Origin of the sequence: Vreelandella massiliensis (assembly GCF_900155385.1) — a bacterium.
In the GTDB taxonomy this organism is placed as follows: domain Bacteria; phylum Pseudomonadota; class Gammaproteobacteria; order Pseudomonadales; family Halomonadaceae; genus Vreelandella; species Vreelandella massiliensis.
On the sequence record NZ_LT699744.1, the window covers coordinates 191,988 to 209,388 of the forward strand.

At 62.6% G+C, this 17,401-nt stretch carries 19 protein-coding genes; 6 read left to right on the top strand and 13 right to left on the bottom strand.

Annotated elements, in window-relative coordinates; translation table 11 throughout:
• Positions 1 to 84: 84 nt before the first annotated feature.
• From rsmB to def, 3 genes are read right to left on the bottom strand one after another with little or no spacing between them, the layout of a single operon-like run.
• Positions 85 to 1,422 (bottom strand): 16S rRNA (cytosine(967)-C(5))-methyltransferase RsmB, encoded by a 1,338-nt coding sequence (gene rsmB / locus BQ9846_RS00865; protein WP_075878738.1) that lies wholly within the window; start codon positions 1,420 to 1,422, stop codon positions 85 to 87.
• An 11-nt stretch (positions 1,423 to 1,433) separates the two neighbouring features.
• On the bottom strand, positions 1,434 to 2,420 hold the full coding sequence (fmt, locus tag BQ9846_RS00870; RefSeq protein WP_075878739.1) for a methionyl-tRNA formyltransferase: 987 nt from the start codon (positions 2,418 to 2,420) through the stop codon (positions 1,434 to 1,436).
• A gap of 2 nt (positions 2,421 to 2,422) precedes the next feature.
• Complete coding sequence (gene def, locus BQ9846_RS00875; RefSeq protein ID WP_075878740.1) at positions 2,423 to 2,935, bottom strand: peptide deformylase; 513 nt, start codon at positions 2,933 to 2,935, stop codon at positions 2,423 to 2,425.
• Positions 2,936 to 3,098: 163 nt separating this feature from the next.
• Here def and BQ9846_RS00880 point away from each other — a divergent pair, with 163 nt between their 5' ends.
• The 5 genes from BQ9846_RS00880 to aroE all read left to right on the top strand — a co-directional run bounded on the left by BQ9846_RS00880 (position 3,099) and on the right by aroE (position 7,826).
• Positions 3,099 to 4,199 carry a LysM peptidoglycan-binding domain-containing protein gene (locus tag BQ9846_RS00880; RefSeq protein WP_075878741.1) on the top strand — a complete coding sequence of 367 codons (1,101 nt, stop codon included), beginning with the start codon at positions 3,099 to 3,101 and terminating at the stop codon, positions 4,197 to 4,199.
• A gap of 33 nt (positions 4,200 to 4,232) precedes the next feature.
• Positions 4,233 to 5,348 carry a DNA-processing protein DprA gene (gene dprA, locus BQ9846_RS00885; RefSeq protein ID WP_075878742.1) on the top strand — a complete coding sequence of 372 codons (1,116 nt, stop codon included), beginning with the start codon at positions 4,233 to 4,235 and terminating at the stop codon, positions 5,346 to 5,348.
• A 75-nt stretch (positions 5,349 to 5,423) separates the two neighbouring features.
• Complete coding sequence (gene tsaC / locus BQ9846_RS00890; protein ID WP_075878743.1) at positions 5,424 to 5,990, top strand: L-threonylcarbamoyladenylate synthase type 1 TsaC; 567 nt, start codon at positions 5,424 to 5,426, stop codon at positions 5,988 to 5,990.
• 60 nt (positions 5,991 to 6,050) lie between these two features.
• On the top strand, positions 6,051 to 6,983 hold the full coding sequence (gene hemF / locus BQ9846_RS00895; protein ID WP_075878744.1) for an oxygen-dependent coproporphyrinogen oxidase: 933 nt from the start codon (positions 6,051 to 6,053) through the stop codon (positions 6,981 to 6,983).
• Between the two features lie 24 nt (positions 6,984 to 7,007).
• Positions 7,008 to 7,826, top strand: a complete 819-nt coding sequence (gene aroE, locus BQ9846_RS00900) for a shikimate dehydrogenase (RefSeq protein WP_075878745.1) — start codon at positions 7,008 to 7,010, stop codon at positions 7,824 to 7,826.
• Positions 7,827 to 7,836: 10 nt separating this feature from the next.
• On the opposite strand, the gene BQ9846_RS00905 is transcribed toward aroE, so the two are convergent.
• From BQ9846_RS00905 to BQ9846_RS00920, 4 genes are read right to left on the bottom strand one after another with little or no spacing between them, the layout of a single operon-like run.
• Positions 7,837 to 8,028, bottom strand: a complete 192-nt coding sequence (locus BQ9846_RS00905) for a DUF2283 domain-containing protein (RefSeq protein WP_075878746.1) — start codon at positions 8,026 to 8,028, stop codon at positions 7,837 to 7,839.
• A gap of 1 nt (position 8,029) precedes the next feature.
• The gene (locus BQ9846_RS00910) at positions 8,030 to 8,284 is read right to left on the bottom strand and encodes a DUF4258 domain-containing protein (RefSeq protein WP_075878747.1); all 255 of its coding nucleotides are present in this window, start codon (positions 8,282 to 8,284) and stop codon (positions 8,030 to 8,032) included.
• A gap of 29 nt (positions 8,285 to 8,313) precedes the next feature.
• Positions 8,314 to 8,571, bottom strand: coding sequence for a hypothetical protein (locus tag BQ9846_RS00915; protein ID WP_075878748.1), 258 nt, complete (start codon positions 8,569 to 8,571; stop codon positions 8,314 to 8,316).
• 36 nt (positions 8,572 to 8,607) lie between these two features.
• On the bottom strand, positions 8,608 to 9,411 hold the full coding sequence (locus BQ9846_RS00920; RefSeq protein ID WP_075878749.1) for a M48 family metallopeptidase: 804 nt from the start codon (positions 9,409 to 9,411) through the stop codon (positions 8,608 to 8,610).
• 164 nt (positions 9,412 to 9,575) lie between these two features.
• Here BQ9846_RS00920 and BQ9846_RS00925 point away from each other — a divergent pair, with 164 nt between their 5' ends.
• The gene (locus BQ9846_RS00925) at positions 9,576 to 10,445 is read left to right on the top strand and encodes an ATP-binding protein (RefSeq protein WP_075878750.1); all 870 of its coding nucleotides are present in this window, start codon (positions 9,576 to 9,578) and stop codon (positions 10,443 to 10,445) included.
• A gap of 10 nt (positions 10,446 to 10,455) precedes the next feature.
• Here the strand turns inward: BQ9846_RS00925 and der are convergent, their stop codons facing one another.
• From der to BQ9846_RS00955, 6 genes are all read right to left on the bottom strand, one after another.
• Entirely contained in the window at positions 10,456 to 11,910 is a 1,455-nt protein-coding gene (gene der, locus BQ9846_RS00930) for a ribosome biogenesis GTPase Der (RefSeq protein ID WP_235818880.1), read from the bottom strand.
• Positions 11,907 to 13,073 carry an outer membrane protein assembly factor BamB gene (gene bamB, locus BQ9846_RS00935; RefSeq protein WP_075878751.1) on the bottom strand — a complete coding sequence of 389 codons (1,167 nt, stop codon included), beginning with the start codon at positions 13,071 to 13,073 and terminating at the stop codon, positions 11,907 to 11,909. The genes der and bamB overlap by 4 nt, the downstream gene beginning before the upstream one ends.
• On the bottom strand, positions 13,070 to 13,729 hold the full coding sequence (locus BQ9846_RS00940) for a YfgM family protein (protein ID WP_075878752.1): 660 nt from the start codon (positions 13,727 to 13,729) through the stop codon (positions 13,070 to 13,072). Before BQ9846_RS00940 ends, bamB begins: the two co-directional genes overlap by 4 nt.
• A gap of 97 nt (positions 13,730 to 13,826) precedes the next feature.
• Positions 13,827 to 15,134, bottom strand: a complete 1,308-nt coding sequence (hisS, locus tag BQ9846_RS00945) for a histidine--tRNA ligase (protein ID WP_075878753.1) — start codon at positions 15,132 to 15,134, stop codon at positions 13,827 to 13,829.
• A 66-nt stretch (positions 15,135 to 15,200) separates the two neighbouring features.
• Positions 15,201 to 16,316, bottom strand: coding sequence for a flavodoxin-dependent (E)-4-hydroxy-3-methylbut-2-enyl-diphosphate synthase (gene ispG / locus BQ9846_RS00950; protein ID WP_075878754.1), 1,116 nt, complete (start codon positions 16,314 to 16,316; stop codon positions 15,201 to 15,203).
• Positions 16,317 to 16,324: 8 nt separating this feature from the next.
• Positions 16,325 to 17,398: a RodZ domain-containing protein gene (locus BQ9846_RS00955; protein ID WP_075878755.1), complete on the bottom strand. Its 1,074-nt coding sequence runs from the start codon at positions 17,396 to 17,398 to the stop codon at positions 16,325 to 16,327.
• Positions 17,399 to 17,401: the final 3 nt, after the last annotated feature.

The following is a 17,401-nucleotide window of genomic DNA, read 5'->3' on the forward strand; positions in this document are numbered from 1 at the left end:
CTTATTCGGGAAGTGATCCGTAAAGCGTTTTCCAAAGTGCATTGATCCACGTAAAGGGATCTAGGGTGATGAAAAGTTGCCGCTTTATTCCGCGGCTCGCTTTTCTAGTCTGGCATAAAAAAAGCCATCGTGACTGTGAGATTGCGGGAAAAGTTGCCGCCCCGCACCGCTGGCTTCTCCCCACGCGACTTCCGTTGGCGTGGTGACGCGGGCATCCGGGGTGCGCTGTAAAAACGCCGCTATCTGGTCGGCGTTCTCCTCGGGCAGCACCGAACAGGTGGCGTAGAGCAGCGTGCCGCCCTCATTGAGCAGCGCCCAAAGGTTATCCAAAAGCTGTGCCTGCAGCTTGGCAAGCGCAGGGATATCCTCTTTGCGACGCAGCTTCTTGATGTCCGGGTGGCGGCGAATCACGCCGGTACCGGAACACGGCGCATCAAGCAAAATGGCGTCGAAGGCGGTGCCTTGCCACCAGTCGCGGCGAGTCGCGTCGCCGTGGCGAAGCTCCGCCTCAAGCCCTAGGCGCGTCAGGGTGTCCTCCACGCGGGCGAGGCGCTGGTTATCGCTATCCAGCGCGGTCAGGGCGATCTCAAACTGCTCCAGCAGGTGCGCGGTCTTGCCGCCCGGGGCACAGCAGGCGTCGAGCACATGGGCGCCGGGGCGCGGCGCGATTGCCGGACCCAACAGCGCGGCCGAGAGCTGCGCCGCTTCATCCTGCACGCTCACAAGGCCCTCGGCAAAACCGGGCAGTGCGCTGACGTCGCAGGGCGTGTCCAGGGTAATGCCGTCGGGCGCGTGGGCGCAGAGGTGCGCGTCCAGGCCCTGCTCATTGAGCTTGGCAAGGTATGCCTCGCGGTCGTTATGGTGCTGATTGACGCGCAGCGTCATGGGGCCAGGCTCATTATTGGCCGTGGCGATATCGCGCCAATGATTGGGCCACGCCTCGCGTAGCGCGGTCAACAGCCACGGCGGGTGCTCCAGGGCGATGTAAGGGTCGCGGTCGACCCGCGCCTGCAGCGCGCCGGCTTCGCGCTGTAGGCGGCGCAGGCAGCCGTTGAGCACGCGGGTGGCCCACTCCTTGCCTAAAAGCCGCGCCGCGCCGGCGGTTTCCCCCACCGCCGCGTGGGCGGGAATGCGCATATAGAGCAGCTGATAGATCCCCAACAGCAGCAGCGCTTGAATATCCATGTCACGCTTTTTGAACGGCTGCTTAAGTAGCTCGCGGGCGAGAGCCTCCAGGCGCGGCAGACGCCGGCAGGTGCCGTAGCAGAGCTCTTTAAGCAGCGCACGATCGCGGGTGATCACGCTGTGTTCATCGAGCCCGGCAAGCGAGCCCTGATCGTTTAAGACCGGTGTGAGCGCGCGGGCAGCGGCGGCGCGAACTTCCTGACCGCTGCCGGTTTGGGGACTACGCGGTGAGTTCATCAAGCGTCTCCTTACGGCGTATTGTTATGCACATTGCCAAGAAGGCGACCGGGTGCCAAATGCGCGTGACGGGCATTGAGCAAGTCGCGCACCGCCATCGCCTTGCCGCCGGGTAGCTGTGCTGTGTGTACTTGTAGCACCTCATCGCCATTTTTGCCGCAGGCGATACGCAAGCAGTCGCGGCCTGGTTCAAGCAGCGTGCCGGGAGTAGCGGCGGCAGTGGAAGTGTTGGGCTCCTCCTCGGCGCTCGCCATCAACAGGCGCAAACGCTCGTCGCCCAGCGCGCACCACGCCACGGGCCAGGGGTTGAAGGCGCGAATTTTCGCCGCCAACGCCGCCGCCGGCTGGGTGAAGTCAAGCTCGGCCTCGGCCTTGGAGAGCTTGGCCGCGTAGGTCACCCCCTCTTGCGGCTGCGCCGTGGCGCTTGCCTGACCGTCTGCCAGGGCGTTAAGCGTTTCAATCAGCGCGGTGGCGCCAAGCGTTGCCAGGGTGTCGTGCAGCTCGCCGCCGGTGGTGGTGGGCGTGATCGGCGTGCGCGCCTCGCTGAGCACCGCACCGGTATCCAGCCCCGTGTCCATCTGCATGATTGCCACGCCCGATTCAGGGTCACCCGCTTCGATGGCGCGCTGGATCGGCGCCGCCCCGCGCCAACGCGGCAGGAGCGAGGCGTGAACGTTGATACACCCCAGGCGCGGAATATCCAGCACCGTTTGAGGAAGCAACAGCCCATACGCGACCACCACCATGACATCGGCATTCAGCGCGGCGAGTTCCGCCTGAGTGTCGGGATCTTTCAGCGATGTCGGCTGGAAAACGGGCAGGGCATGCTCAAGCGCCCGCTTTTTGACCGGGCTCGGGGTCAGCTTGCGCCCGCGCCCAGCGGGGCGGTCGGGCTGGGTGTAAACGCCCACCACCTCGTGGCGGCTGGCCAACAGCGCCTCAAGGCTTGCGGCGGCAAAGTCCGGCGTGCCGGCAAAAATAACGCGCAGTGATGACATGCTTAGGCATCCTGCGCCAGCTTGTGGCGTTTCTGCATCTTCTTGAGGACGCGGTTACGCTTGAGCGGCGACAGGTAATCGACAAACAGCACGCCCTCAAGGTGGTCGAGTTCGTGCTGAATGCAGTGTGCCAGCAGGCCCTCGGCTTCAAGCTCGTAAGGCTCGCCGTTGCGATCCAGCGCGTTTAGCGTCACCTTCAAGTAACGCGGCACCTCGGCGTAATATTCGGGAATCGACAAACAGCCTTCGGAGAGCGGCTCTTTGACGTCGCCAAGCGGCGTGTAACGGGGGTTGATCAGCACCAGCGGCGCGCTGTTGTCGTCGCTGACATCCATCACCACCACGCGGCGGTGAACGTCAACCTGCGTGGCGGCAAGGCCGATGCCGCGGGCGTCGTACATGGTGTCGATCATGTCGTCGACAAGCTGCTGCACCTCTGCGTCAACGTGCTCAACCGGCACCGCCTTGGTGCGCAGCCGCTCGTCGGGATACTCTAGGATGGGACGTATAGCCATGGCGTTGCAATACCGTTATGTGGAGTCGTTAATGTAGGCAGTTAAAGCGAACAAGGCGGTGCGTTGGGGGCATGGCCTATGTTCATGGTTACCGTTCACTATATCATGCTAGCAAGCGCTCGGCATTGGGCGCTAAACGGTACATAGGCCAATGGGAGAGCGCATGGCAAGGGTTCAAGACGCAGGGCGGCGACGTCCCCACCGGCAGTGGCAAAGGGTAAGCGCCGTGGCGCTTTTAAGCGCATGCCTGGCCGCGCCTGTTCACGCGTGGGAGCGGCTGCGCGACACGGCCCCCGAACGCTATACGGTGCAGGCGGGCGACACGCTATGGGACATCGCCGGACGGTTTTTGCACGCGCCCTGGCACTGGCCGGAAGTGTGGCGTGAAAACCCGCAAATCAACAACCCGCACCTTATTTATCCCGGCGACACGCTCACCCTGCGCGACTGCCAGGGCGCACCCTGTATTGTGCTTGAACGCGGCAAGCGCGTGGTGAAGCTCTCTCCCGAGGTGCGCACGCTGCCCCATCGTGAAGCCATTGAACCGTTACCCCAAGAGGTGGTGGAGGCCTTTTTGCGCCAGCACCGCATCGTCGATAGCGCCGAAGCGCTAGACGAGCTCGCCTATGTGGTGGCCGGCGACGAGACACGCTTGGTGAGCGGTGCCGGCGATATGATCTACGCGCGTCTCACCGAGCCACGCGGCGAAACCGGTCGCCCGGTACGTGGTGAAATCGTGCGTGGCGAGCCGCTGGGGATATATCGTCCGGGGGAGCGCTATATGGGGGCGAATGGTGAATCCCTGGGGCTTGAGTTGATCAACGTCGGCGAAGCCGTGCTGGTGCGCCGCGAGGGCGATATCGCCCAGTTAGACGTGCGCCGCGCCGCGCTGGAAGTGCGCAGCGATGACATCCTGCTGCCGCTAGACACGCCCTTTCCCGATGACTTTATGCCCCGCGCGCCGCGCAATGATGTCAGCGGCGCGATTCTCGCCGTGCCGGGCGGCGTGCGCTTTATTGGCCGGCTGCAGGTCGTGGCGATTGACCTGGGTACCCAAGACGGGTTGCAGCCGGGCCATGTGCTACGCGTGGATCAGCAAGGGGAGCGCGTCAACGACCCGCGCTCGCAGGAGGTATTACAGCTGCCCGCCGAAGAGGCCGGCACGCTAATGGTGTTTAAACCTTATGATCACGTTAGTTACGCCTTGGTGATGGAGGCATCCCGCGTGCTGGAAGTGGGTGATCGCGTGCTATCCCCGCAATAGGCGCGCTTATCAAATATACAGGAGAGTCATTTAATGTATGCCAAGGAGTGGTTGGTACTCAGTGCGCTACCCGGGCTGGGTGCCCAGCGTATCGCCAAGCTTGCCGAGCAGAGGCCCGAGTGGCCGCATGGGTGGCTTGCGCTACTGCCCCCGCAGGCGGCGTCTGAGCTGCGCTTGTGGCTCGATCACCCCACGCGCAGCCCGCTACAAAAAGCGGTGGAGGATAACCTCGCCTGGGAAGCCGCCGCCTCGAACCGCGCGCTACTGTATCCCGGCCACCCAGCGTGGCCCGCGCTTTTGAGCGAAATTGCCGATCCGCCGCCGCTGCTTTGGGCGCAAGGGGATTTGGGGGCTCTTCGCTTGCCTGGGCTGGCGATGGTGGGGACGCGCCGACCCACCTCCGAGGGTGCGGCCAATGCGCAAGCCTTCGCCCGCGATTTTGCCCGCCGCGGCTGGTGCGTGGTGAGCGGCATGGCGCTCGGGATTGATGCCCTGGCGCAGCGGGCGGCACTCGATGCCAGCGGGGTGAGTATCGCGGTGCTCGCCTGCGGCATCGATGTGATTTACCCGGCGCGCCACCGTGACCTGTATCAGCGTTTGAGCGAGACGCCGGGTGGGCTGGTGCTCGCAGAGCACCCCTTGGGCACCGCCGCCCGCCCGGCGTACTTTCCCCGGCGCAACCGCATTGTTACCGGCCTTTCGCTAGGCACGCTGGTGGTGGAGGCGGCCGAGAAAAGTGGCTCGCTCGTTAGCGCCCGTCTCGCCCTTGAGCAGGGCCGCGAGCTATTCGCCATTCCAAGCTCGATTCATAACCTGCAGGCCCACGGCTGCCTTAAGCTTTTGCGCACCGGTGCCACCCTGGCCCGCAGTAGCGGCGATATTCTTGATGAGCTGCAGCACTGGGCTGAAGCCTTTATGCCGCCAGCCCAGGCTGAGCACACTGCCCCCGTGCCGGATGCGCCGCGCGCCGATGAGCCGCTTCCCGATACGCTGCTCACAGCGCTCGGTGAGGTACCCACCCCAATTGATACGCTGGTGCAAAATGCGGCGATTTCGGTCAGCGAGTGCCAGCAGCGGCTTTTGATGCTGGAGCTAGAAGGCTGGGTAGCGCAGCAAACGGGTGGCTGGGTGCGTTTGCCGCGCGCGTGATAGGATTGGTCCCCCTTGTTTAGACGCTAGGCGTGAGGGTTACCCTCACGTTTCAGGACACTGCCAGGAGACCCTATGCCGAACCCCCCTGACTTCGCGGCACTTGCGCCCGCGGTTTCCGCCCTGCGCCAGGGCCAAGTGATCGCCTGCCCCACCGAAGCGGTGTGGGGGTTGAGTTGCGACCCGGATAACGATGAAGCCTTGGCGCACTTGATGCGCATCAAAGCCCGCGACCCGGCAAAAGGGGTCATTCTGGTGGCCGGCAGTATCGAACAGCTTCAGCCGTGGCTTGAAGGGTTGCCGCTGGAGCTGCACGCGCCGCTGGTTGCCAGCTGGCCGGGGCCCAACACCTGGCTGGTGCCGGATAATGGCCGCAGTCACGCATTGGTGCGCGGCGCCCATAGCCGGGTCGCCCTGCGGGTCACCGACCACCCGGTGATGCGCGCGCTGTGCGACGCCTTTGGCGGGCCGCTGGTCTCCACCTCCGCCAACCGGGCTAGCGAGCCGCCGGCGATGCGCCGTGACGAGGTCAGCGCTATCTTTGGCAGCGAGCTCGGCGCGGTGGTGCCGGGCGAGCTAGGCGGCAACCCGCGCCCCAGCACCATTCGCGACTTGGTCAGCGGGCAGGTGCTGCGTGCTTGAGCGCTACGCTGTAAGCTGAAATAACGCTATTCACCATGACGACAACGCCAGGAGCAACCTGTGGCTCACGAGCACCTTGACGACGTTAAACGCTACCTGCTGGACCTTCAGGACCGCCTCTGCGAGGGCCTGGCCGCCGTCGACGGCAAGGCCGGCTTTAAAGAGGAGAGTTGGACGCGCGAAGAGGGCGGTGGCGGCCGTTCTCGGGTAATAGAAAACGGCGCCGTATTCGAAAAGGGGGGCGTGAACTACTCGCATGTTTATGGCGCGACGCTTCCCCCCTCGGCCACCGCCGCGCGCCCCGAGCTTGCCGGTCGCAGCTTTCACGCCGTGGGGGTCTCCTGGGTGTTGCACCCGGAAAATCCCCACGTCCCCACTAGCCACGGCAACGTGCGCTTTTTTATCGCCGAAAAAGCGGGTGAGCCGCCGGTGTGGTGGTTTGGCGGTGGCTTTGATCTCACGCCGTTTTATCCGGTGATGGAGGACGTGCTGCACTGGCATCGCGTGGCGAAAGCGGCGTGTGAGCCGTTTGGCGATGAGGTCTATCCGCGCTACAAAGCCTGGTGCGACGACTATTTCTATCTCAAGCATCGCGATGAGACCCGCGGTGTGGGCGGGCTCTTTTTCGACGACCTCAACGCGGGCGGGTTCGAGCAGTGCTTTGCCTTCCAGCGGGCGGTGGGCGATAGTTTTCTGGATGCCTACGTGCCGATCGTCGAGCGCCGCAAACACGACGCCTGGAGCGAGCATGAGCGGGACTTCCAGCTCTACCGCCGTGGGCGGTATGTCGAATTCAATCTGGTGTGGGACCGTGGCACCCTGTTTGGCTTGCAAAGCGGTGGGCGCACTGAGTCGATTTTAATGTCGATGCCGCCCTACGTGCGCTGGGAGTATGGCTTTACCCCCGAACCAGGCAGCCCCGAGGCGCGCCTCACCGAGGAGTTTCTGCGCCCCCGCGACTGGCTCGATGAGGCCAGCCCGAGCGACGCTTGATACTTACTTAACAGGAGCCGACACATGACGGATCGCTACGCGGTATTAGGCAACCCGGTGACACACTCAAAATCGCCGTTGATTCACGCCGAGTTTGCCCACCAAACCGGTGAGGCGATGGAGTACACCGCCATCGAAGTGCCCCAAGACGAGTTCGCCAGTGCCTGGCAAGCCTTTGCCGCACAAGGCGGGCGCGGGGCCAACGTGACCGTACCGTTCAAAGAGGAGGCCTTTGCCCTGTGCGACACCACAAGCCACCGTGCTAAGCGGGCCAAAGCCGTAAATACGCTGATTGTGGGCGGCAATGGGCGCCTTTATGGCGACAACACCGATGGGGTGGGGCTGGCGCGGGATCTGGAATACCACCGAGTGGTGCTAAAAGATAAGCGTGTGTTGATACTAGGTGCCGGCGGCGCGGTGCGTGGCGCGCTGGAGCCGCTTCTGGCGGAGATGCCCAGCGAGATCGTCATAGCTAACCGCACCGCGGAAAAAGCCACTTCGCTTGCGCGCGACTTCGCCGACCTGGGCAACATTTCAGGCGGCGGGTACGACGCCATTGACGGTGAGTTCGACCTGGTCATCAACGGCACCAGCGCCAGCTTGAAGGGGGATTTACCGCCGCTGCCGGAAGGTATCTTCGCCAAGGGGGCTTGGGCCTACGACATGATGTACGACGTCGAGCCGACGGTGTTTCTGCAGTGGGCCGGCCCGCGCGGCGCTAAGCTGCTCGATGGCCTGGGCATGCTGGTCGAGCAAGCGGCCGAGGCGTTTTTTCTCTGGCGCAACGTCCGCCCCAAAACCGCCCCGGTACGCGAAATATTACGTCAATCGCTAAATTATTGACCGCCTAACATCAGGCTGCATGGCTGCGTAGCAACGGCCATGCGCCTTGTTTTGAGGCTTCGATAATAACCACTTCTACGACGGTGCCATCTTCTGCATAGCTAATATGGGTATTCCAATCTTGAGAAACCTCCTTTGCGATAGGTTTCTCTGACAGATGAATCACCAAAATATCGTCAGCTTCGTCATACGTTGTCCGCATTTTACGCCTCCCAGGAAAAATGATGCATCACCGTTTTGACCACTAGGTGACTCTCCAGAATGATGGCAGTACAGACCATGTTGTCGTCACGCTCTAAAACCTCTTTAGCAATCCATAATCGCTGTGTGTCTTTATAGCGAATATCACCCGTTTCGAGTATGTCCAACAAGAGTTCTCGCGTTATCGCGCGCTGGGCCATACGTTCCCAAGCATGGCGCGTCACATAGACTTCTAAACCAAAGCGGTGGCAAAACATAGGGTAGGCCCCTTGTCGCAAGATTGGTTTTACCGCCGCTTTTGGTAGAGGCCGACCATACACAGCACAAGCCCGAGGACAGAGAGCAGCAGGCCGCCGTTGACCAGCAGCGGCATGCGCTCGACCCAAGGCACGAACGGCTGGGGCGCGTCGCGGCACACGTTGGCTAGGTAGTCCCAGTGGCCGCCGCCAAGCTGACATTCGCGGACGTCGTTAAGCTCCCAAAAATACACGCCCATCAGCACAAACAGCGGCAGAATCAACAGCAGTAAACCTAAACGAACCATATATCCCTCGGTGGTGTTGTCTTTTGAACTGACCCATCAAGGGCGTGGGCAGTTGGGTGCTTGGCCTTGGCGCTGCGCCTGTTGATAGATCGCCAGGGCGCGCTGCATGTTGGCATCGAGGCCGTCAATGCGTTGGCCGTGGCTTGGGTGAGTCGACATCCATGCCGGCGGCTCGCCGCCGCTTCCGGCGCGCTGCATGTTCTCCCACACATTGATGCTGGCGCGCGGGTCAAAGCCCGCCTGGGCCATAAGCTCAAGGCCGATCACGTCGGCTTCGCTCTCGTGGCGGCGCGAGAAGGGCAGAATAATGCCGTACTGCGCGCCCATGCCTAAAAGCCCCATGAGCTGCTGACCGCCCGGGCTCTGCATGCCGGAGGTGCTGGAAATCACCGAAAGGCCCAGTTGAGTGGCGCTTTGCGTGGAGGCGCGCTCGTTGGCGTGGTTGGCCAGCACGTGGGCTATTTCGTGACCGATGACCGACGCGAGCTGGTCTTGATTAGTGGCCACGTCGAGCATGCCGCTGTTCACGCCCATATAGCCGCCCGGCAGGGCGAAGGCATTGGGCTGCTCGGATTCAAACACGCGAATCTGCCAGTCGAGCTGACGCTCCTCGGGGGGCAGTTCAGCCACAATCGCGCGCGCGATACACTGCGCGTAGCGCTGGGTCGCGGCATTGGCGGGCGGGAGGTCTTGCTGATACTGGTTAAACGCCTGCTGCCCCATTTGGTTAAGCTGGTCGTCCGATAGCAGCAGAAGCTGCGAGCGCCCGGTGGGCGAGGTCGCACAGGCAGCGAGCGATGTGCAGAGCACGGTAATGGCGAGCAGACGAAGCCAACGCATAGGGAACTCCCTTATCGACGAAAAGAGGTTTCTGAGAGCAAGATAGCCATTATCCTGAAATTTGCCCGGCTAGCATAGCCGCCGTACGCCCACCATAGTACACCGGCCATCGGAATAGCCCTTACCCTGAAATAGACCTTACCCAGTAGAGAGAAGAGACGTGTATGGATGCTGAACTCACCCGCCGTTTATCGCAACTGCTCGATCGCGTCGAGCACTGGCTGCCGCCGGTGCCGGAGCAAGTTGATTGGAGTATCCACGTGGCCGCGCTGTGGCAGCCGCATCCGCTGGGCGGACGTTTAATCCCTGTGCCGCCGCGCGACGCCCTGATGCTGGATGACCTGCTCGGTATCGAGCGGCAGAAGCTGGCGCTGGTCGACAACACCCAAGCCTTTTTGCAGGGCTTTCCGGCTAATCATGCGCTGCTATGGGGTTCGCGAGGCAGCGGTAAATCCTCGCTAATGCGGGCGCTGTTGAACTCCCTTGCCGGCAAGGGCTTGCGCATGATCCAGGTCGACCGCCACGACCTCAAAAGCCTTCCCATGCTGGTCGAGGAGCTGCGCACGGTGCCCCAGCGCTTTATCGTCTACTGCGACGATCTCTCGTTTGAGGGTCACGACGACGCCTACAAAGCGCTCAAGAGCGTGCTCGACGGGGCGCTGACCGGCCCGCCCGCCAATGTGCTGCTTTACGCCACCTCCAACCGCCGCCACCTGCTGCCCGAGTCGATGGAGGATAACGCCGGCACGCGCCTAGTGGGCCAAGAGCTTCACCACGGCGATGCGGTCGAAGAGAAGATCTCGCTCTCCGACCGCTTCGGTCTGTGGCTGGGGTTTCACCCTTTCAATCAGGATGTGTATTTGGAGGCGTGCTGCCACTGGGTGTCGCAGCTGGGCGAGCTCAAGGATTGGAACGCCGACGCGCGGGCGGAGGCCATTCGCTTCGCCACGCTGCGCGGTGGGCGCAGCGGACGCGCCGCTTGGCAGTTTGCGACTCAATGGGTGGGGCGTAAGCGCCTGCACGGCTCGCGCTAATGCGCTGGCGTTAACGGCGGCGTTTGCCGCGCGCCTCCTTGGTGCGGTTAAGCTCGCGCTTTTTGGCCTTCTCCTTGTCGCTTGCCCCGGCCATGTGATCAAAGGGGTTGCTGCCAGAGCGGAACTCAAAGCGCATCGGCGTGCCGCGCACTTTGAGCACCTTGCGAAAGGTGTTGATCAGATAGCGGCGGTAGGCATCGGGAAGCGACTCCGTCTGGTTGCCATGCACGACAATAATCGGCGGGTTGCTGCCGCCCTGGTGTGCCATGCGCAGTTTGATGCGGCGCCCGCGCACCATGGGGGGCGGATGCTGGCTGACGGCATCTTGCAGCAGCGTGGTCAAGCGGTTGGTCGACCAGTGCGCATTGGCGGCGTTGAACGCGCGCTCGATAGAGGGGTAGAGATCGCCGACGGCGGTGCCGTGCAGCGCCGAGATAAAGTGTAGCTCGGCGTAATCGGCGAACCCCAAGCGGCGCTTGATTTCCGCGCGCATTTTCTCTTTGGCGTCGCTCTCAAGGCCGTCCCACTTATTCACCGCTAGCACCAGGGCGCGACCGGTGGTGAGGACGTAGTCCAGCAGGTGCAGGTCTTGCTCGACGAGCCCGGTGCGGGCATCCAGCACCATGATGGCAACGTGGCACTCCTTGATCGCATCCAGCGTCTTGATAATAGAGAACTTTTCCGCCACTTCGCGGACGTTCTTGCGCCGCCGCACGCCGGCGGTGTCGACCAACACGTAGGGCTTGCCGCGCCGCTCAAACGGGATTTCGATCGCATCGCGAGTGGTCCCAGCTTCGTCAAAAACCACCACACGCTCTTCGCCCAAGAGGCGGTTGACCAGCGTCGATTTGCCCACGTTGGGCCGGCCGATCACGCCAATGCGAATGCCCTTGGTGCCGGTGTCGGCGGGAATACTCTCATCGCGCTCGGGAAAAGGCGCCAGCACGGTATCGATCAGCGTGGAGACGTTGCGCCCGTGGGCGGCGGCGATGGGCCACGGGTCGCCCAGACCGAGTGTCCAGAAGTCGGCCATGGCCGAGTGCTCTTCCAAGCCGTCGGTTTTATTCACCACCAGCCAGGTTTTCTTCTGGTTGACGCGCAAGTGGTTGGCGATCGCCTCGTCGGCGACGTTAAGCCCGGCGCGCGCATCGACCAGAAACAGCACGATATCGGCTTCGTCGATGGCGGCCAGTGACTGCTCGGCCATGGCCGCGTCGATGCCCTCCTCATCGCCGCTGATACCGCCGGTGTCGATCACTGTGTACGCTTTACCGCCAAGCATGCCGTTGCCGTACTTGCGATCGCGGGTCAGGCCGGGAAAATCCGCCACCAACGCATCGCGGGAGCGGGTCAAGCGGTTAAACAGGGTCGACTTGCCCACGTTGGGGCGGCCGACCAGCGCAATGACCGGCGTGCTCGGGAGGGGATTTGAAGGCGTATCTAACGACATATCGTCCAGCGTCATGGAGAGATTTCCAGCGTTTCTAGGTGGCCATTATTGGCTTGAACATGGACCGTGCCGCCTTCGGTCACCGGGCGCACGCTAATACCGGCGCTATCGACCCGGGTGCGGCCGACGATGTCGCCATCGCGTGCATTGAGCAGGTGCAGATAGCCCTCTTGATCGCCAAACACGAGACGGCCATCAGCGAAAGCGGGGGCGGTAATCCAGCGCCCTTCAAGCGCTTCGTTGCGCCACACTTCACGGCCATTTTCTGCGTTGAGCGCCACGACGTGGCTGGCATCGGTGGCGACAAAGAGAAAGTCCCCCACCAGTACCGGGGAGTGACGGCTTGAGAGCTCTTGCGCCCACAAGACCTCACCGCGTGTGGCTTCAAGCGCCATGAGGCGGCCATTGTAGCTGGTGACAAAGAGGCGACCGTCTTGGGTCAACACCGGTTGCGCGGTGATATCCACCAAGCGGTCCACGTCGCTGCGCCCGCTGGGGATAGCCACTTGCTGCTCCCACAAGGGCTGACCGTTGCGGTTATCCAGCGTGATCAAGCGGCCGTTGGCAAAGCCCACAAACGTCACCGGGTCGATGGTTTGCGGGGTGCCGGTGCCGCGCAGGGTCAGTCGCGGCAGCGAGCTGGTATGCACCCAGCGCTCCTGGCCGGTTGCGCGGTCAAGGGCGGTAACGCGGCCGTCGGTGCTTTGCACAATCAGTAGCTGCTGGTTGGCTTGCGGCGCGGCGAGCACTTCGCTGGAAACCCGGGCGCGCCAGTTAACGCTGCCGTCGCGTTGATCAAGGGCCAGGACTTCGCCGTTACGTGTGCCCAGATAGATCTCGTCTGCAACGGCGGTGAGCGCGCTGGAGATGGGCGTATCGAGTTCTACTTCCCATTGGCGTTCGCCACTTGCGGCAGCAAAGGCTGCCACGGTGCCGTCAACGCTGGCGGCGAAAAGCGTCGCGCCATCACGGGCCGGAGCGATTGGATAGCGGGCGCGCCCCAAGCCGTTGCCAACCTTGGTGCTCCACTGCTCCTCGAGAGTGGAGGTCGCGTCAACGTCGGTGAGCGCTTTGGGCGTATAGACAGGCTCGCCTTTGCTGGCGCAGCCGGCCAGCAGGGTCATCGCAAGCGCGCCCAGCGTTAAGCGCATACGGTGGGAAAACTGAACCGTTATCATGGTGCCCCCTTCTCGGTGCCGAGGTCATCCAGCTTAAGCTGAACGCCGTAAAGCGGCTGGTCCTGTTCTTGTGCGAGCGTCAGCGCCTGCTGCCACGCCTCGCGGGCCTCGGCCTCTTGCTTGAGGGCGAAATGGGCGTCGCCGCGCACGTTGGCCCGTTGGGCGGAAAGCGCCTCGGTGATCGGCTGATCCAGCAGTTCAAGCGCTTGCTCGGGGTTGTCGTTGGCCACGGCGATGCGGGCCAGCCTCAGCCAGGCGAGGCTTTGCACATAGGCGCGCGAAGAGCTCTCTGCGACGCTTTCAAGGGCTGATTGAGCGCCCTCTAGGTCGTTTTGGGCCACGGCGAGGCGCGCTTCCAGTAGCTTGGCGAGTTCAGCGTAAAGGGTGTCGGCGTGGTTATCGACGATGTCGTCAACCAGCGAGTGCGCATCGCTCAAAGTGGCCTCATCGAGCGCGTTGCCCGCGGTAAGGTTAACCAGCTGCTGATAGCGCACGGAGGCGGCTTCGGCTTGGTTGTCTTGGTAGTTCTGCCAGGCGTTCCAGCCAAAAACGCCCGCAGCGGCAATTGCCACGCCGGCGATCAGCGAGGTGCCGTTCTCTTTCCACCAGCGCTTGATCGCGTCTAGCTGCTCTTCTTCGGTTCTCAGCTCCGCCACGGGCGGCCTCCTTCTGTTTTTTAGCACGCTATGTTGTCAACACGCAGTCGTTTTGCACGCGTTTATATGTCACCGCAGGGGGAAGCGTGTCGCGCATTTAGCGTGTCGCGAGTAATTGGCGTAGTGTTGCGCCGAGTTCCGCCTGGGCGAGACGCTCTTGTTCGCGCTCATCGCGCAGGAATTTCAGCGTGATCTCTTGGGCTTGCTGTTCATCTTCGCCCAGCAGCAGCGCATAGCGGGCGCCGCTTTTGTCGGCTTTTTTCATCCGGCTTTTGAAGCTGCCGCCCCCGCAGTGTAGCTGCAGGCGAAGCTCGGGGAGCTCGCCTCTCAGCCGTTCCGCCAGGGTGAGGGCAGAGACGGTGGTACCCGCGTCCATCGGGACGAGGTACACATCGCACCCTCCCAAGGCGTCATCGGGGATCAGCGCAAGGGTTTCCAGCAGCAGAATCAGCCGTTCAATGCCCATGGCAAAGCCCACAGCGGGGGTGGGTTTGCCGCCGAGTTGCTCGACTAGGCCGTCGTAACGCCCGCCGGCGCACACCGTGCCTTGGCTGCCCAGCGCCGTGGTGGTCCACTCAAAAACGGTGCGGCAGTAGTAGTCCAGCCCTCGCACCAGGCGTGGATTGACCACGTAGGGGATGCCCGCCGCGTCGAGCATCGCCTTGAGCTGTTCAAAGTGCTCGCGCGATGCGTCGTCAAGGTGGTCCATCAGCCTCGGTGCGCCATCGAGCATCTTGGCCATCGCCTCGCTCTTGGAGTCGAGAATGCGCAGCGGATTGGTGGTCAGCCGGCGCAGTGAATCCTCGTCCAGCACGTCGCGGTGCTGCTCAAAATAGGCGACCAGGGTGTCGCGATAGGCCGCGCGCGCCTCGCTGGAACCCAGGGAGTTGATCTCCAGCGTGACGTGCTCGGAGAGCCCTAACTCTTGCCATAGACGGGCAGAGAGCAGAATGACCTCGGCGTCGATATCCGGGCCATCAAAACCGTAGGTTTCCACGCCGACCTGATGAAACTGGCGGTAGCGGCCTTTTTGCGGGCGCTCGTGGCGAAACATCGGCCCTTGGTACCAAAGCCTTTGCGTCTGGTTGTGCAGCAGGCCATGCTCCATGGCCGCCCGCACACAGCTTGCCGTGCCTTCGGGGCGCAGGGTGAGGCTGTCGCCGTTGCGATCATCGAAGGTGTACATCTCTTTTTCGACGATATCGGTCACTTCGCCGATCGAGCGGGCAAACAGCGCGGTCTGCTCGACAATGGGCGTGCGGATCTCGTCAAACCCGTAACGCGCCATGAGCGCGCGGACTTTGGCTTCAAAAAACTGCCAGCGGGCGCTTTCGCTGGGCAAAAGGTCGTTCATCCCGCGAATGGCTTGGATTTTCTTCGCGGGTTTTGCAGCGGACTGGCTCAATGAAAGCTCCTTGTTAGGCACGGGCCGTGTTGCCCAGACGATTTTTTAGACGATTTTCAGGACGCGTTAGACGCTGCGGGCGATGGTGTTCTTTTCGCGCTGCTCTTTCTCTTCGATCTTGTCGCGAATCAAACGCTCCAGGTCATCGACAAGGTGGTCGTTGCGCAGCTTGCTGGCGGGCTTACCGTCGATATACACCAGGTTGGCCGGTGAGCCGCCGGTGAGGCCGATATCGGTCTCCTTGGCCTCGCCGGGGCCATTGACCACACAGCCGATCACGGAAACATCCAGCGGTGTCATCACGTCTTCAAGGCGCTCTTCCAGCGCGTTCATGGTGCCGATCACATCGAAATTCTGCCGCGAGCAGCTCGGGCAGGCGATAAAGTTGATGCCTTTGGCTCGCAGCCTGAGGCTTTTGAGCATATCGAAGCCGACCTTGATCTCTTCCACCGGGTCGGCGGCAAGCGACACGCGAATGGTGTCGCCGATACCGTCCATCAGCAGCATCCCCAGCCCAATCGACGATTTCACCGTGCCCGAGCGTAAACCACCGGCTTCGGTGATGCCTAGGTGCAACGGCTGCTCGATGCGGCTTGCCAGGTCGCGGTAGGCGGCCACGGCCATGAACACATCCGAGGCTTTAACGCTGACCTTAAAATCGGGGAAATCGAGGCGGTCGAGGTGATCGATATGGCGCATGGCAGATTCGACCAGCGCGGCGGGCGTGGGTTCGCCGTACTTTTTCTGCAGGTCTTTCTCAAGCGAGCCGGCGTTGACGCCGATGCGAATCGGGATGCCGTTGTCGCGGGCCGCGCTGACCACCGCGCGCACGCGCTCCTCGCGGCCGATGTTGCCGGGATTGATACGCAGGCAGTCCACGCCCAAATCGGCGACGCGCAGGGCGATCTTGTAGTCGAAGTGGATATCCGCGACCAGCGGAACATTGACCTCGCGCTTGATCTTGCCAAAGGCCTCGGCCGCGTCCATGTCGGGCACGGAGACGCGCACAATATCGGCACCGGCGGCTTCCAGGCGACGAATTTGCGCCACCGTGGCCGCTACGTCCAAGGTGTCGGTGTTGGTCATGCTCTGCACCGAGATGGGGGCGTCGCCGCCGACCGGCACGTTACCGACGTGAATTTGGCGCGAAAGGCGGCGTTTAATCGGAGAAGGGGCGTGCATACGGCGGGTCACTCTCCTAGGGTGAAGCGGGCAACATTATTGGCGCCGGCGCGCTGTTCCAGGTCGATGGTATCGCCTTGGTAGCGCAGCTCAACGCCAGTGGCGTTGCCAATGGTTAAACGAAAGGGCGGCTCGCCCTCGACGCTCGCGCTGGTGCCGGGCTTTTGCAGGCCGACGAATACGCGCTGGTTGTTGGCGTCGAAAATTTCGGTCCACGACTGCTCGTTGAAAGTGAGCTCAAGGGTGTTGGCGACGGTGTCGGGCGCTACTGCCGCACGCTCTTCGCTCTGTTCGTTCGCATCGCTCCGTTCATCCTCACGTGCGACGGTCTCACGCGGGCCTTCCGCCACATCCTCTTCTGTGTCATTTATCAGCGAGGGTGCGGGCTCGATAGCCGGGGGTTGCGTGAGCGATACAGCGTCATCCGGTGGCGCGTTAAGCGCTGTTTCAGGCGTTGTGTCTGTGGGCTCAGCCGCGGGCGCAGGGTCGCTTGGCTCGGACGTGCGAGGCTCGGCGCTGGCGGTTTCCGTGGGCGCGCTTGCGTCGTCTTGTGCTTCAGCGTCGACGGCGTCGCTCTCCAGGGCGCCGGTATCCTCGACGCTGTTGAGTTCTGGCGGGGTAGTGCGCTGTGTTTGTTCATCTTCAAGCCCGGGCGGGGCGCTGCCGCCACGGCTTTGCCACCACATTACCGTCACCGCAATCAGCGCCGCAATAATCAGTAGCGTCACCAACTTAAACAGGAAAGCGCCCAGTCGGGAGGGCGGCTTAGCGACGGATACCGGCGTGATGGAGCGCTCAGCCTCCAGCGAGCCATGACGTTCGCGGTACGCTTCTAGTATCGGGGTTTCATCGATGGCGAGATATTTGGCGTAGGCGCGTAGATAGCCACGGCGGTAGGTGGCGATGGGAATTTCTTCGTAGTTGTCCTGCTCAAGCCCTTCTATGACGGCGGGGCGCAGATGCAGGGCATCGGCGGCTTCGTCAAGCGAGACGCCGAGCTTTTCGCGTTGACGCTTAAGCTGCTCTCCCGGTGAAGGAGTACGCGGTTCTTCGTGCAATTCTTTTGTGTGTGTGTCGCTCATGGC

Bases quoted from the DNA above. Each gene is read 5' to 3' on its own strand.
- tsaC (WP_075878743.1), top strand. From the start codon at position 5,424: ATGCCGAACCCCCCTGACTTCGCGGCACTTGCGCCCGCGGTTTCCGCC.
- BQ9846_RS00925 (WP_075878750.1), top strand. From the start codon at position 9,576: ATGGATGCTGAACTCACCCGCCGTTTATCGCAACTGCTCGATCGCGTC.
- ispG (WP_075878754.1), bottom strand. From the start codon at position 16,316: ATGCACGCCCCTTCTCCGATTAAACGCCGCCTTTCGCGCCAAATTCAC.
- BQ9846_RS00915 (WP_075878748.1), bottom strand. From the start codon at position 8,571: ATGGTTCGTTTAGGTTTACTGCTGTTGATTCTGCCGCTGTTTGTGCTG.
- rsmB (WP_075878738.1), bottom strand. From the start codon at position 1,422: ATGAACTCACCGCGTAGTCCCCAAACCGGCAGCGGTCAGGAAGTTCGC.
- BQ9846_RS00880 (WP_075878741.1), top strand. From the start codon at position 3,099: ATGGCAAGGGTTCAAGACGCAGGGCGGCGACGTCCCCACCGGCAGTGG.
- BQ9846_RS00920 (WP_075878749.1), bottom strand. From the start codon at position 9,411: ATGCGTTGGCTTCGTCTGCTCGCCATTACCGTGCTCTGCACATCGCTC.
- BQ9846_RS00955 (WP_075878755.1), bottom strand. From the start codon at position 17,398: ATGAGCGACACACACACAAAAGAATTGCACGAAGAACCGCGTACTCCT.
- aroE (WP_075878745.1), top strand. From the start codon at position 7,008: ATGACGGATCGCTACGCGGTATTAGGCAACCCGGTGACACACTCAAAA.
- der (WP_235818880.1), bottom strand. From the start codon at position 11,910: ATGACGCTGGACGATATGTCGTTAGATACGCCTTCAAATCCCCTCCCG.
- def (WP_075878740.1), bottom strand. From the start codon at position 2,935: ATGGCTATACGTCCCATCCTAGAGTATCCCGACGAGCGGCTGCGCACC.
- bamB (WP_075878751.1), bottom strand. From the start codon at position 13,073: ATGATAACGGTTCAGTTTTCCCACCGTATGCGCTTAACGCTGGGCGCG.
- dprA (WP_075878742.1), top strand. From the start codon at position 4,233: ATGTATGCCAAGGAGTGGTTGGTACTCAGTGCGCTACCCGGGCTGGGT.
- BQ9846_RS00905 (WP_075878746.1), bottom strand. From the start codon at position 8,028: ATGCGGACAACGTATGACGAAGCTGACGATATTTTGGTGATTCATCTG.
- BQ9846_RS00910 (WP_075878747.1), bottom strand. From the start codon at position 8,284: ATGTTTTGCCACCGCTTTGGTTTAGAAGTCTATGTGACGCGCCATGCT.
- fmt (WP_075878739.1), bottom strand. From the start codon at position 2,420: ATGTCATCACTGCGCGTTATTTTTGCCGGCACGCCGGACTTTGCCGCC.